Source organism: Amycolatopsis sp. NPDC004772, assembly GCF_053601215.1.
The window spans coordinates 66,977-80,231 of the sequence record NZ_JBSGBK010000001.1; the positions used below are offsets into that span (position 1 = coordinate 66,977).

The 13,255-nt window shown below is 71.3% G+C and carries 13 protein-coding genes and 1 pseudogene; 10 read left to right on the plus strand and 4 right to left on the minus strand.

Annotated elements, in window-relative coordinates; genetic code table 11:
• Nucleotides 1-37: 37 nt before the first annotated feature.
• The 7 genes from ACWEF6_RS00335 (at nucleotide 38) to ACWEF6_RS00365 (ending at nucleotide 7,040) form a co-directional block, all read left to right on the plus strand.
• Complete coding sequence (locus ACWEF6_RS00335; protein WP_449680867.1) at nucleotides 38-484, plus strand: hypothetical protein; 447 nt, start codon at nucleotides 38-40, stop codon at nucleotides 482-484.
• Between the two features lie 25 nt (nucleotides 485-509).
• Nucleotides 510-1,700 carry a sensor histidine kinase gene (locus ACWEF6_RS00340; protein WP_449680868.1) on the plus strand — a complete coding sequence of 397 codons (1,191 nt, stop codon included), beginning with the start codon at nucleotides 510-512 and terminating at the stop codon, nucleotides 1,698-1,700.
• Entirely contained in the window at nucleotides 1,700-2,350 is a 651-nt protein-coding gene (locus ACWEF6_RS00345) for a response regulator transcription factor (protein ID WP_310970117.1), read from the plus strand. The genes ACWEF6_RS00340 and ACWEF6_RS00345 overlap by 1 nt, the downstream gene beginning before the upstream one ends.
• Nucleotides 2,347-2,847 carry an RDD family protein gene (locus ACWEF6_RS00350; RefSeq protein WP_449680869.1) on the plus strand — a complete coding sequence of 167 codons (501 nt, stop codon included), beginning with the start codon at nucleotides 2,347-2,349 and terminating at the stop codon, nucleotides 2,845-2,847. The genes ACWEF6_RS00345 and ACWEF6_RS00350 overlap by 4 nt, the downstream gene beginning before the upstream one ends.
• A 63-nt stretch (nucleotides 2,848-2,910) precedes the next feature.
• Complete coding sequence (locus ACWEF6_RS00355; RefSeq protein ID WP_449680870.1) at nucleotides 2,911-4,602, plus strand: alpha/beta fold hydrolase; 1,692 nt, start codon at nucleotides 2,911-2,913, stop codon at nucleotides 4,600-4,602.
• Nucleotides 4,603-4,962: 360 nt separating this feature from the next.
• The gene (locus ACWEF6_RS00360; protein ID WP_449680871.1) at nucleotides 4,963-6,276 is read left to right on the plus strand and encodes a GH25 family lysozyme; all 1,314 of its coding nucleotides are present in this window, start codon (nucleotides 4,963-4,965) and stop codon (nucleotides 6,274-6,276) included.
• A gap of 35 nt (nucleotides 6,277-6,311) precedes the next feature.
• Nucleotides 6,312-7,040: a D-Ala-D-Ala carboxypeptidase family metallohydrolase gene (locus ACWEF6_RS00365; protein ID WP_449680872.1), complete on the plus strand. Its 729-nt coding sequence runs from the start codon at nucleotides 6,312-6,314 to the stop codon at nucleotides 7,038-7,040.
• 51 nt (nucleotides 7,041-7,091) lie between these two features.
• Here ACWEF6_RS00365 and ACWEF6_RS00370 read toward each other — a convergent pair whose 3' ends face one another.
• Nucleotides 7,092-8,048, minus strand: a complete 957-nt coding sequence (locus ACWEF6_RS00370; protein WP_449680873.1) for a helix-turn-helix domain-containing protein — start codon at nucleotides 8,046-8,048, stop codon at nucleotides 7,092-7,094.
• Nucleotides 8,049-8,188: 140 nt separating this feature from the next.
• On the opposite strand from ACWEF6_RS00370, the gene ACWEF6_RS00375 reads away from it, so the two are divergent.
• Nucleotides 8,189-8,644 carry a hypothetical protein gene (locus tag ACWEF6_RS00375; RefSeq protein WP_449680874.1) on the plus strand — a complete coding sequence of 152 codons (456 nt, stop codon included), beginning with the start codon at nucleotides 8,189-8,191 and terminating at the stop codon, nucleotides 8,642-8,644.
• On the opposite strand, the pseudogene ACWEF6_RS00380 reads toward ACWEF6_RS00375, so the two are convergent.
• The 3 genes and pseudogenes from ACWEF6_RS00380 to sigC form a co-directional block, all read right to left on the minus strand.
• Nucleotides 8,553-9,212: pseudogene (locus ACWEF6_RS00380) on the minus strand (RNA polymerase sigma factor); the annotation flags it as partial. The gene ACWEF6_RS00375 and the pseudogene ACWEF6_RS00380 overlap by 92 nt on opposite strands.
• Nucleotides 9,213-9,817: 605 nt before the next feature.
• Entirely contained in the window at nucleotides 9,818-10,954 is a 1,137-nt protein-coding gene (locus tag ACWEF6_RS00385) for a hypothetical protein (protein WP_449680875.1), read from the minus strand.
• A 578-nt stretch (nucleotides 10,955-11,532) separates the two neighbouring features.
• The gene (sigC, locus tag ACWEF6_RS00390; RefSeq protein WP_449680876.1) at nucleotides 11,533-12,099 is read right to left on the minus strand and encodes an RNA polymerase sigma factor SigC; all 567 of its coding nucleotides are present in this window, start codon (nucleotides 12,097-12,099) and stop codon (nucleotides 11,533-11,535) included.
• A 44-nt stretch (nucleotides 12,100-12,143) separates the two neighbouring features.
• Here sigC and ACWEF6_RS00395 point away from each other — a divergent pair, with 44 nt between their 5' ends.
• Nucleotides 12,144-12,893 carry a zf-HC2 domain-containing protein gene (locus tag ACWEF6_RS00395; protein ID WP_449680877.1) on the plus strand — a complete coding sequence of 250 codons (750 nt, stop codon included), beginning with the start codon at nucleotides 12,144-12,146 and terminating at the stop codon, nucleotides 12,891-12,893.
• 73 nt (nucleotides 12,894-12,966) lie between these two features.
• On the plus strand, nucleotides 12,967-13,191 hold the full coding sequence (locus ACWEF6_RS00400; RefSeq protein ID WP_449680878.1) for a hypothetical protein: 225 nt from the start codon (nucleotides 12,967-12,969) through the stop codon (nucleotides 13,189-13,191).
• The last annotated feature ends 64 nt before the right edge of the window (nucleotides 13,192-13,255 follow it).

The window sequence follows — 13,255 nt, forward strand, 5'->3', positions numbered from 1 at the left end:
GCCGGTATCGGGGCGCGGTGCGTCCTAGCTTCCCGGTATGACTACCGAAACCGCGCGGGAAAACCCGCCCAGCACGATCATCGCCGCCTTCTTCGGCTTCCTGGTGTCCACCGTGTCCGCGATCGCCGGCGGGCTGCTCGTCCTCAGCGCGCGCGACGAGATCGCGGCGGCTCTGCGGCGGACCAACCCCACGCTGGCGCCGGAGCAGCTCGACCGGCTCACGCTGGTCGCGCAGGCCGTTCCGGTCGCCATCGCCGTGGTCATCGCGCTGGTCTACCTGTGGCTGTCCTTCAAGCTCAAGGCCGGCCGCAACTGGGCGCGCGTCACGCTGACCGTCTTCACCCTGCTGCAGGCGGCGTCGCTGCTCACCACCGAACCGTCGTGGGCGGGCTACCTGAGCTGCGGGGTGGCCGTCGTCGCGACGGTGCTCAGCTACCTGACGCCGTCCAACCGCTACCTCGCCGGGGTTCGGCGCGCGGGCTGAGCCGGGGCGCGAGATCATGACGGCCATGCGCAGAGCGGGGGCACGGGCCCGGCGCGGCATGCTCGGCACCGAGCTCGCCGTGCTGGTCGCGGCGATCGTCGCCGACGTGGTGCTGGTGCTGCGCGTCCCCGGCGGCAGCGGGGGCTGGGCGGCGCCGCTCACCGGGCTCCTGGCTTCCACGGGGACGGCCATCCCGGTGCTGGCCGTGCTGCGGCGGCGCTTCCCCCGCCACGTCGGCGTGCTGGGGAGCGTCGTCGCCGCGCTGTCGGCGCTCAGCACGGTCGTGGTGGTCACCGCGCACGCCCGGAGCCAGCCGCCGTTCGCCGAGATCGTGGCCGCCGGGCTGCTCACGGCCGCCGCCGGCCGCAAGCTCGAACCGAGGCACGCGGCCGCGCTGGCGCCGGCCCTCGGGGCGGTGATGATCGCCGCACCGCTGCTCCGCTACGGCGCCGGCGAGCCGGAGACGCTGCTGGCGGTGGCGGCCGCGGCGTACTGGGGCGCCTGCCTCGGCGTCGGGTTGATCCTGCGGGCGGCCGACGCCCGGCAGCGGGCCGCGCTGGACCGGGTGCGCGGCCAGGAACGCCTGCAGCTGGCCAGGGAACTGCACGACCTGGTGTCCCACCACGTCAGCGGGATCGTCGTCCGCGTGCAGGCCGCCCGGGCGATCGCCGAGGCGAACGCGGACGTCGGCGGGCACGCGGCGGTCTACCGCGAGATCGAGGAAGCCGGCGGTGCGGCACTGGCCGCCGCGCGCCGGCTGGTCGGGATGCTGCGGGACACCCGCGACGTGCCCCTGCTGTCCGGTGCCGCGCTCGGCGACGCGGTGCGCGCGGCCGCCGGCTCCTCGGCTCGCGTGGACGTCGCCGAAGAACTGGACCAGCTGCCGGTGCCGGCCCAGGTGGCCACGACCGTCCACCGCGTCGTGACCGAAGCGCTGACCAACGCCCGCCGGCACGCGCCGGCCGCGACCGAGGTGGTCGTCTCCGCTCGCGTCGAGGGCGACGAGCTCGTGCTCGAGGTGCGCAACGACGGGGTCGCCGCGCCGGGCCGGGCCGCACCCGGCGGGTTCGGGATCATCGGCATGACCGAGCGGCTGGCCATGCTCGGCGGCAGCCTGACCGCGGGGCCGGAGCCCGGGGCGCGCTGGCGGGTCGTGGCGCGGCTCCCGCTCGCCGGCGAGGACGCGCCCTTCGACGCCTTGCCGAGGGGGCTCTGATGACCATCCGGGTGCTCGTCGCCGACGACCAGGTGCTGGTGCGCACCGGGTTCCGGCTGGTGCTGGACGCCGCGCCGGACATCGAGGTGATCGCCGAAGCCGCCGACGGGGAGACCGCCGTCCGGCTGGCGCGGCAGCTGCGGCCGGACGTCACGCTGATGGACATCCGGATGCCCAAAGTGGACGGTCTGCGGGCCACCGAACTGCTGGCCGGGCCGGGCGTCGCGCAACCGCTGCGCGTGGTGGTGGTGACGACCTACGACGCGGACGAAAACGTCTACGCCGCCCTGCTCGGCGGCGCCAGCGGGTTCCTGCTCAAGGACGCCGGCCCGCAGCTGCTGGTGGACGCGGTCCGCGCGGCGGCCGGCGGCGAGGCGATGGTGTCGCCGTCGGTGACCGTGCGCCTGCTGGCCCGGTTCACCGAGAAGGCGCGGCAGCGCGCGCAGGGGACACCGGGCCTGCTGACCGACCGCGAGTCCGATGTGGTGCTCGCGGTCGCCCGCGGCCGGACCAACGCGGAGATCGCCGACGACCTGCGCGTCTCCCTCTCGACGGTCAAGACGCACCTGGCGAGCGTGCAGCGCAAGCTCGAACTCCGGAACCGCACGGAGATCGCCGTCTGGGCGTGGCAGCGCGGGTTGCTGGGATGACCTCGGCCGGTGGGCGGGACGCGCCCGGAGAACTGCCGGAGCGGCTGCGGATGGCGGGACGCCGGGTGGTGCAAGCGGGGCTGGACCAGGCGCTCGCCACCGGGGTGGGGGTGTTCGCCGCGCTCGCGGCCGGCCTCGTCGTGATTCCCTTGCTGCAGTGGGGGTGGGTGCCGCCGAAGGTGATCCTGTGGGGTCCGGTCATCACGTTCTTCGCGGTGAACTACGCCTGTGACGCGGTGATCCAGATCTGGATCCCGTTGCGCCGCGGCGGGGTCACGCCGGGCATGCTCGTCATGGGGCTGCGGGTGGAAACCCTGCGCGGCGGGCCGCCCAGGGCGCGTGCCTACGTGATCCGGTGGCTGCTGATGACGGTCGACGGGTTGCTGCTCGGGCTGGTGGCCGTCGTCAGCATCGCGGTTTCCCGGCGGCGGCAGCGGATCGGCGACCTGGTGGCGCGGACCCTCGTGGTGCGGGCCGGTCCTCGTACTTTTGGTTGATCCCGGCGCCGGGAATGCGCGCCATACTCCGGGTTGATCATTCACCCGGACGAGGGGCGTCACGTGAAAAACAAGACAGCGAGCCGGTTTCTGGTCACCGTCGTGCTGGCGGCGGCGGTTCCCGCGGGCACCGCCGCCGCGGCCACGCCGGACCGCTACACCGAACAGCAGGTGACCTGGGGAGCGTGCCCGTTCCCGGTCACCGCCGGGGCGAAGCCGGCCGAATGCGCGGTGATCACCGTGCCGCGGGACTGGGCGAACCCGGATTCCGGAGTGGACCTGAGCGTGTCCGTCAGCCGCGTCGCGGCAACGGGCGAGCGCCTCGGCGCACTGCTGGTGAACCCGGGTGGCCCCGGCGGGCAGGGCAGTTCCCTCGCGGGTGCGCTGGCCGGCCTCGAGCCGAGCGTGAACGAGCGGTACGACATCATCGGCATGGACCCGCGCGGCACCGGGCACGAAGGGACCACCGACGCCGGGTTCGTCTGCCAGGTCCCGGCGGGACGGCTGCCGCAGGGGCCGCTCGACGCGCGGGACCGCTCGGCGGCGAGCATCGCCGAGCACCAGAAGACACCGCGGGCGATCGCGGAAGCCTGCCAGAGCGACGCGGTCGCGCCGTTCGTCACGACGTGGCAGACCGCGCACGACATGGACCTGATCCGGACCCTGCTCGGGGACGAGAAGCTGAACTACCTCGGGTACTCCTACGGCACCTGGCTCGGCGCCAAGTACGCGTCGTTGTTCCCGGCCCGCGCGGGCAAGGTGGTGCTCGACTCCAGCGTCGACTTCGAAGGCCGGCTCCAGGCCGACTTCGAGGCGTTCCCGAAGATCGGGCAGCGGCAGACCGACGAGGTCTTCGTCCCGTGGCTGGCCCGGCAGTTCCCCGATCAGCTGGGTGCTTCGCCGGCCGAGGTGAAGCAGAAGATCGAGCGGCTGCGCGGGTTCTACGCCGGGCACGGCGTCGCCCCGGACCAGTTCGACGCCCTGTTCGTCGGCAACGGCAACGAAATCCGCTGGATCCTCGTCGCCGCTGTGCTCGTCGCCGGCGCGGGGGAGCTGGACGGCAAGCCGGTCCAGCCCCCGGCCGCCCTCGCCGGGCAGCTGGACACCTGGTCGACGGCCGTGTTCGGCAAGCGCCTGGCCCAGCTGACCAGCGCCGACGTCGCCGCCGGGCTGGCGGCGGCGGAACCGGACTACCGCAAGGTTTCCGGGACGCGCTACGCGGTGGCGTGCGGAGACCAGCCGACCAAGTCGGCCGGCTGGTACCGGCGCCTGTCCGACCGGCAGGGCCCGCAGTACCCGATCTTCGGCTGGGCCTACGGGCTGACCGAGCCGTGCGGGTTCTGGTCCGACCGGCCTCGGCAGGCCCTGGCCGGGCTGCCGCCCGAGGCGGCGGCGAACGTGCTGGTGGTCCAGGGTGAGTTCGACCCGCAGACCGGGTACGAGCAGGCACGTTCGGCGGTCCGCGCCGCCGGGGTCCCGCTGGTGTCGGTCGACGACGCCGCGTTCCACGGCCAGTACGCCCTGGGCGGCAACCCGTGCGTCGACGGCATGGTCAACGTCTTCCTGACGGCGAACTCCCGGCCGGGCTCGGTCACCTGCCCGGGCGTGCCCCTGCCCGGCGAGGAGCGCGTCTTCCCGGTGGCCGGCCCGGTCACCGGCGGTCACGTGGCGACGGCCAGTGCCGCCGACACTCGCGAGCCGGCGTTGCGTGCCGCCGTGCGCCGCAGCATCGGGGAGCTCAACGACGGGCGTTGACGGGGTTCGTCTCCGAGGGGGTCGCTTGCCGCGGCGGCGGGAGGCCAGGTGGCCCGCCGCCCGGCGGGGACCGCGTCGCGTGTCCCGGGCGACGCGGCCGGCGAGGATTTCCGCGCCGGCCCGGGCGCCCGTCGCCCCCGAACTCGGGGACCGCCGCGACGGCAGTCCGAGGTGAAGTACGCAGGCGTCGCGGCGGCCGGTCGACTCCTCGGCGTGCCGCGGGGCTGAGCCGGCCCGGCGTCCCCGCCGCGTCCCAGGGGAGTGGCGTTCCCGCTGGTCCGGCGGGGTGGGACCGTCCCGGCGTCCCGGGTCGGCCGCCGGAGGGCGATCGGCGGCCCGGCCGCTGCCAGCCTTCTCGCCATGCAAAGACTCGCTCTGGCCGTCGCGGTGCTGCTGGTGGTCCCCGCCGCAGCCGCGGTCGCGGCCGAACCCGTTGCGGTGTGCGGGCACACCACCAGCCGGCCCACCCTGGAACAAGGGGCGACCGGCGCCGCGGTCGCCGAGGCGCAGTGCGAACTGAACCTGGCGACCAAGGCGAGCCGGTACACGCCCATCGGCGCGGACGGCTCCTTCGGCCCGGCGACCGACGCGCGGGTCCGCGTCTTCCAGAAGTGCGCCGCCCTGAGCGTGGACGGCCGGATCGGGCCGAACACCTGGGCCGCGCTCAACTCCTGGGCCACGAGGCCGCGCCAGTGCGCCACCCAGGGGACCGCCGGCGCCGCGCAGAGCGTCGTGTGCGGCCTGTCCACGGCCCGCCCGACCCTGCAGAGCGGCTCCAGCGGCACCGACGTCGAGGAACTGCAGTGCCGGCTCAACCTCGCCATGGAGCCGGGGCACTACCAGCCGCTGACGATCGACGGGCAGTTCGGCGACGGCACCCGCACCCGGGTGATCCAGTTCCAGCACTGCGTCAACGCCAGTGCTGACGGCATCGCCGGGCCCACCACCTGGGCGAAGGTCACCGACTGGTCCGGGCGCAACACCTACTGCACGCCGCCGAAGCCCGCCGGGCACCCGATCGACGGCGTCGACACGGCCAAGTACCAGCACCCCGGGGGCGCGCCGATCGACTGGGCCGCGGTCAAGGCGTCCGGAGTCGAGTTCGCGACCGTCAAAGCGACGCGCGGCCTCAACGTCACCGACGACTACCTGGCCACCGACCTGCCCGCCGCGCGCAACGCCGGCCTGGCCGTGGGGCCGTACCACTTCTACACGGGCACCACGGCCGGCACCGGCGGCGCGCAGGCCGACCGGTTCATCGCCGCCGTGAAGGCCACCGGGTACACCGGCAAGCGCGCCGGTGACCTGCCGCCCGTGTTCGACCTGGAGTGGAAGGACGACGGTTCCGGCGGCTGCCCGCCGCACGTCACCGTCGCCGACGCCAAGGCGTGGCTGGACAAGGTCCAGGCGGCGTTCGGCCGGACCCCGATCATCTACACCCAGAAGTCGTTCCTGGACGCGTGCCTGGGCGGCACCACGGCGTTTTCGGCCTACCCGATGCAGCTCGCGGACTACCGGCAGTCCGTCACGCAGCCGGCCCTGCCCGCCGGCTCGAAGACCTGGCTGATGTGGCAGTACACCGACGCGGCCATCCCCGCCGGCATCCCCGCGCCGGCCACCGGCGACGTCTTCAACGGCACCCAGGCCGACCTCGACCAGCTCGCCAACCGCTGAATCCCCGCTAGGAAAGGACGAGAATGAGTCTTCCCATGAGCCGCCGTTCGGTGCTCCGCGGCGCGGTGGTGCTCGGCGCGGCCGCCGCCGTGAGCCCGCTGCTGCTGACCGGCACCGCCCAGGCCTACCCGTGGTCCCGCACGCTGAAGGAGGGCAGCACCGGCGCCGACGTCACCGAGCTCCAGATCCGGGTCGCCGGCTGGGCGGCCGACCACGCCGCCCAGAGCCGCGTCTCGATCGACGGCGAGTTCGGGCCCGGCACCGCGGCGGCCGTCCGCCGGTTCCAGTCGGCCTACGGCCTCGGCGCGGACGCCCAGGTCGGTCCGGCCACCCAGGCCGCGCTCAACGCGCTGGAGCAGAGCGACGGGTCGACCGTCCACTTCAACTTCAGCGAGTTCACCGACCGCGACAGCGGCACCTTCAACGGCGGCAAGGTCAGCGCGGCCACCGCCAAGGAGAACGCCCGGCGCTGCATGTACAAGCTGGAGGCGCTGCGCAAGAAGCTCGGGAACAAGCCGATCACGGTGAACTCCGGGTTCCGCAGCATCGCGCACAACGCGGAGATCGGCGGCGCGAGCGACAGCATGCACCTGTACGGCACCGCGGCCGACCTGAACGTGCCGGGCGTGGCCAACAAGACCGTCTACCAGAAGGCCGAGACGTGCGGGTTCTCCGGACTGGAGACCTACAACACCGACCACCAGCACGTCGACAGCCGGGCCGACCTCGGCCGGTCGTGGTGGTGGGAGAACGGCACCGTCTGATCCGGCGGCCGGACGCCGGGAGACCTGGGGATTCCCGGCGCCCGGCCGTGCTCAGTGCGGCTTCGGGTCCGTCAGCGCCGCCGAACAGGCCGGCCAGTCGTGGAAGTCGTGGCGCACGCTCCACAGGCGGTGCGCCGCGTCGATGTTCCAGACGGGGTCGAACGCCTGCCGCGGCGAGCCGCCCAGCTCCAGCAGGCGGACGTCGGAGATTTGGAAGACGCCCCAATTGCGGCTGCCGTTCGTGTTCGGCAGCACCCAGAGCGGATCGAGGAACGAGGCACAGCGCGCGATGGCGACCGCGGTGTCCGGCGCTTCGGTGAACACGGCCCGGACCCGCTGCTCCACCATGGCCGCCGGCCAGGTCGCCATGCTGGTCCGGCGGTCGTACAACGCGGTCTTGGTGGCCTCGTCGACCACCCCGCGGGCGGGCAGGCCCGCCAGCACCTGGAACGCGGTGACCCGGCGCAGCGTCTCCGGTCCGAACGAGCCGTCGACCGAGAGCCGCCCCTGGGCCGCGACCAGCAGGTTCTGCACCTCGGTGACGCATTCGTCGTGCTGCCCCATGCTGACCGGCGGCTGGCACCCCGGGGAGAACAGCGTCCGGTCGGCGTACCGGCCGGGCGCCGGCGGGGACGCGTCGGCGGTGAGCCAGACCAGACCGGCCGCCAGCAGCACCACGACCGCGATGGCGATCGCGGCGTAGGCGCGCCGCCGGCGTGGCGGCGCGGCGTCCTCACCGGTCCCGGCCTGCTCGGCTTCGTCGACGCGGCCGGCGTCGGCCAGGGCCCACAGCTGGTGCAGTTCCCGCAGTTCCGCCGGGGAGGCGCCGCAGACCTTGCCGAACGAGTGGACGACGCGGTAGTCGGCGGGGACGCTCTTGCCGGAGCAGTACCGGTGCAGGCTGGAGCCACTGGCCCCGGCCTGCTTGCCGAGCCGTTCATAGCCCAGCCCGCTGCGGTCTTTCAGCATGCGCAGGTAGGCGGCGAACTTGTCCGTGTGCAGTGTCACTGTGACTCGAACACCTCGCTCGGGCAGCGGATGACGGACGGAAGTTAACACCGACGCGGCGCACTCCGGGCAGAAACTGACGGATTACGCCACCCGGGGGAGCGCCGCCGGGAGCGAGCGGGTCATGACATCGTGGACCGGTGAACCAGAGCCGCAAGCGTCGCCCGGGGCCGTCCCGGCGCAGGCCCGAACGCTTCAACTGGCCGGCCTTCGTCGTCGGCGCGGTGCTGTCCGGCGGTCTCGCGGTGGCTCTGCTCGCGATCGGCGTGGTCAAGTGGCAGCAGGCGCCCAGCGAGCCCGCGTCCGCCACCGCGACGGTCGTCGCCTGCCACACCGCGACAGCGGACAACGCCTGCAGCACCGGCGACGCGGTTTTCACCGTCGGCGCCCGGACCTACCACACCGAACGGGCCATTCCCTACAACGCCCACGTCGGGGACCGATTCGAGATCAACTACGATCCCGGAGACCCCGAGCGCAACGGCGACACCCGCACCACCGCCGTCATCTCCTTCGTGGTGGGCGGCCTCGCGCTGGTCCTGTTCGCCCTGGTCGTCGCGAGCCTGATCCGCTACCGCCGGAGGGTGCGCCGGTGAGCTTCGCGGAAGCCTGCGCGAGGGTGCGGGAACTGTGCGTCGAGCACTTGGGCGAGCACGTCGGGACCCAGGTCGCCGCTCTGGCGGAACCCGGCTTCGGGCTGCGTCCGGTGCAGCCGGGCCGCCCAGCGGCCGGCCTGGGCAGGTGGGGCGGTCCGGCGTTGCTGGACCCCGGCACGCCGTGGCCCGAGCACAACGGCGTTCCGCTCAGCCTGTTCGCCGTCCTGGACGTCGACGCGCTCGGCATCTGTTCGAGAGCCGAAGTGATCAGCCGCACGTACTCGGCGGCATCGGTGCGCTCGACGGCCCGCTGCGCGGGCTCGTCACCACTGGCCAGGGGCGGCACCACCTTCGCCATGGCGCGGTACCGCGCGACCTCCTGCCGCCACCGGCGCCGCACCAGGTTGGTGGCGATCCCGTACAACCAGGGCAGGGCGTTCACCCGGCCGGCGTCGTACCGGTCCCGCTGCTTGAACGCCACGCCGAACACGTCGGCGACGACGTCCTCCGCCACCTCGCCCCGACCCGGCCGGCGCAGTACCGGTGCAGCACCCCCGCGTACCGATCGAACAACACGCCGAACTGCTCGGCGTTCCCGGCCACCAGCTCCGCGTCCGACCCCGGTCGCTGGCCGACATAAGACCGGTTGTCGGTCTCATGATGGCCATGACTGACCTTGAGGTAAGTCAGGTCTGAGAATTTGAGCTGGCTGAACCTCGAATCGGTCTCTCTTTATGTGTTGCGCTAGGTTTCCCTAGGGATAATGGCTTTACTCGTTAGATGCTTTCGAGTCTGCGGCAGCCAACGCCCTTCCCGCGATCGATCGGCCGACGCCGTACGTTCCTGCCGTAAGACCTGCGCTGGCGCCCAGCATCGTTAAGGTTGGTGCGAAGTTTCCTGTGTCGATAGAGTGCCACGCCAACAGGGAGATGATTACAAAATTTAGTACACTCACCCCTAATGCGACTAGTTGAGCTATCCAAATCCGGGTGGCAATAACTCTCTTGTGGTGGGCAGCGTCTATTTCCATCTGTCGTTGATGGCATGCCTGCTCTCTGGCTAGCGCCATTACTTCGTCTGCGATTTGAGGCGCCTTGGAATGCCACTCGGCCGCCTTTTCCCAGGGTGTAAGGCTTTCCCAGGTGGATTCGTGGGAGCGACGGGACGAGGCGGTCATGAGACACCTTGCGGGACGGGACCCGACGGCACCGGTTCTCGGGTCGGCGAAGTCGGCTCTGGGGGCGGGCCAAGAAGGTTCAGTACCGTATTTACGTTGTTGGTTGCGGACGCAATGCCCGTATCACTGGATCTCTCCGGCGGTTTGCCGCGCCGTGGCGACTCGACGAGTAGTCGACGCAACCATAGCTTGACTCGGCTAATCTCAGGGTTGCGGAAGGGAAGATCTACTTTGGTGCTCGAGTCCTGCAGTCCTGTCGAGGCGAGAATTTCCCTGACGGTGGCCGAGATCTGGGTGAGACCGTGCGTGTCGTTGAGTTGATCTGATCGGAAAGATGGATCCGTCTGATGTGCGAGGATAAGTTTATCAGTAGGTATTGAGCTATCGTGCGAATCTGGGTGGGAATCGCCGACTTGATGGCTGGCGTCAGCAGGTTTGAAATCGCGCAATAACTCGAGGTAGCGGCGTCGAATTTGATCGTAATCGGTGTCGGAACTGGTGGCCGGTGCGTGGGTGGGATCCTTGGCTACCAGGCTGGTGTCGGGTGGGTACGGCCGGTCGGGCAGTGAGATCCAGCCGGTCGTGCGAGTCTCCTTTACTGTTACTTGAACCGACCGGAACGTCGTCGAGTCGAGGCTATTGCTGTGTCGGACGACCTCGTCGAAGAACCACGCCGACGTGATCAGCGCCAGCACACCGCGGGACGCCTTGAGTGCCTCCTTCAGTGGCGGGGCCTCTAGTAGCCGGAACGTCTGGTTGATCGCAGTCCCGGTGACGCCGTGATCGTCGTAGGCCACCTCGCCCGCGTGCAGCGCCATCCGGAGTCGGATCCGCTCGCTGGGGTGGTGCGTCCGGTTGTGCCGGTGCAGCGCCACGGCGAGAGCGGTGGGCAAAAACTCGACGAAGGGTCCTTTTGGGATCTCCGGTGGGGCGAGGACGAACACGCCGTCCCCGCAGTCTTCGCGCCGCAAGTCCGCCCCGGGGACGCCAGAGTCGTCGAACGCTCTGCTCAGCGCGCGGTGCAGCCCGTCGCGCAACGCCAAGCGGTGCGGTGCGGTTCGTCGCTGGTCGCCGTAGCCCTCGACGTCGATCGCGAAAATCGTCCAGTGCCCGGGGCGCTGCTCGTACCTCATCACACCTTCCAGGGCGGCAATGGGGCCAGTAAGTTCATTTGTGATCATGTGACGCGTCGCAAGAAAGATACACCAAGGGACCGTTTGGGAACAGTAGGTGCGCGCTCAAGGTGTGCAAAGTTAGTTCTCTCAACTAATGAATTCTGACGACTTCGATGACTTGAGCGGAGAGCTCCAGGAGATCGTTTTCGCAACGGACGTCGATTCGAACGCGAGTGCGGCTCGGGGTTCACGCGTTCGGGTAGTTTATCGTGATGTGGATGCTAGGTCGCCGACCGGCGCCGCACTTCTCGAACTTGCTTATGGAGGCGTATTTCGAAATGGCACGATGTTCGTGTCGGTCAAGATCATCTAAGTGTGGTTGCCGCACTGGGTTAAGGGGGAGAACTTGTCAGGTGCGTGCGTGCCGTTCCTGTGTCGTAACTGTCGATGTCAAGGTGCTTCGAAATTTGCTGCGCAGCAACCCGGCCACCGGCGGATCGCTGTCTCCCACGGTACGCAACGATGTCATGCCCCTCTTTGCCACCACCGGCCTTCCGGGTTCCCCGGCTCCGGACCGCGGGTGGCGCAGAACGGGCTCAGACGGCGTTGTCCCGTTCGTCCCGGGCGGCGAGGAGGTCTTCGCGGGCGCGGGCGACCCGGGACCGGACCGTCCCGATCGGACAGTCGCAGATCTCGGCGGCTTCGGCGTAGGAGTACCCGAGGACCTGGGTGAGCACGATGGCCTCCCGGCGCTGCGGGTCGAGGTCGTCGAGGAGCAGGCCCAGCTCGACGAGGTCCTCGAACCCGCGGCCGGTGCGGCGGGCGGACTCGGCTTCGGCGGCGGCTTCCCACTCCTGGCCGGACGAGCGCGGGCGGACCGAGCGGGCGCGGAAGTGGTCGACGACGACGCGGCGGGCGATGGACAGCAGCCAGGTGCGGGAGGAGGAGCGGCCGGCGAACCGGGCCAGCGCCGTGACGGCGCGGACGTAGGTCTCCTGGGTGAGGTCGTCGGCGGTGGTCGCGTCGCTGAGGTGCGCCACGAACCGCCACACGTCGGCCTGCGTCGCCCGCACCCACGCCTCGAAGGCACCCTGGTCGCCGCGGACGGCGGCCAAGGCGAGCGCGGTGATCCGCTCGTCGTCTCGGTCCCTGCCGGAAGTCACGATCGGACACGGTAGCCGACACCCGCGGGAACCGGGACCGCCCGGTGGGCGACTATTGGGGTGTGGACTGCTCCGAACTGCGCGAATCGATTTCGGCCCGGATCGACGGCGAGCAGCCGGCGGTGCCGGACGAACTGCTCGACCGGCACCTGGCCGGGTGCCCGGAGTGCCGGGCCTGGCAGGAGCGCGCGATGGCGTTGCGCCGCCTGACCCTGGTCCGGGAAGCGCCACAGGTCCCCGACCTGACGGCCCGCATCCTGGCCGAGGTGCCCGCGCCGCAGCCGCAGCGGTGGGGCCTGCGGCTGGCGCTGGGCCTGGTGGCCCTGGTGCAGAGCGGCCTCGGGCTGGCCGAGCTGCTGGGCGCGGACGTCGGCCACGCGGGTCATGGCGGCCTCGCCGCGGCGGTGCACCTGGGCAACGAGAGCGCGGCCTGGAACGTCGCGGTCGGGATCGGATTGCTGTGGGCCGCGCTGCGCCCGGCGACCGCTTCGGGGTTGCTGCCCGCGCTGGGTGGGTTCGTGGTGGTGCTCGGTCTCGTGTCGGGGGTCGATCTGTCGACCGGGCAGGTGGCGTTCGACCGGGTGGCGTCGCACGGGCTGGTGGTCGTGGGGGTCGCGTTGCTGTTCGCGGTGCGCAGGCAGCACACGCGGCAGACCGCACCCCCATCGGCCGACCGCCTCCCGGCGCCGGGCGGTGCGGGCACGAGCGCCTCGGACGCTCCCGAGCTCGGATCCGGCGACCGGCCGCAGCGGCGCCGGTTCCCGCAGCGGCCCACCGGTCGCCACGCGGCCTGAGATCGGCGGGAACCGAAGGCGTCTGCCGGCCGACTACCGGGTGAGGGGATCGATCGACGAGGAGCTGATCACCATGTCCGAGCTTGGTTCCGGCCTGCGGCACGTCGCGACGTTCTGCGGCCAGTGCAACTGCGGGTGCCCGGAGCTGTTCCTGGCCGACGGTGCGCCCGCGGAACGCGAGGTGGTGATCACCGACGACTTCGGGCAGCGGATCGAGATGAGCCGCGCACAGCTGGCGGTGCTCGTCGCCGACGTGAAATCCGGCGTCCTGGACGCGGTGCTCGCCCCGGCGGGCTGAGCGGGCCGGCGGCGATCCGGGAGCCTCAGGAGTGAAGAACCCCTGGCGCCGCCGGCCCTGGTGC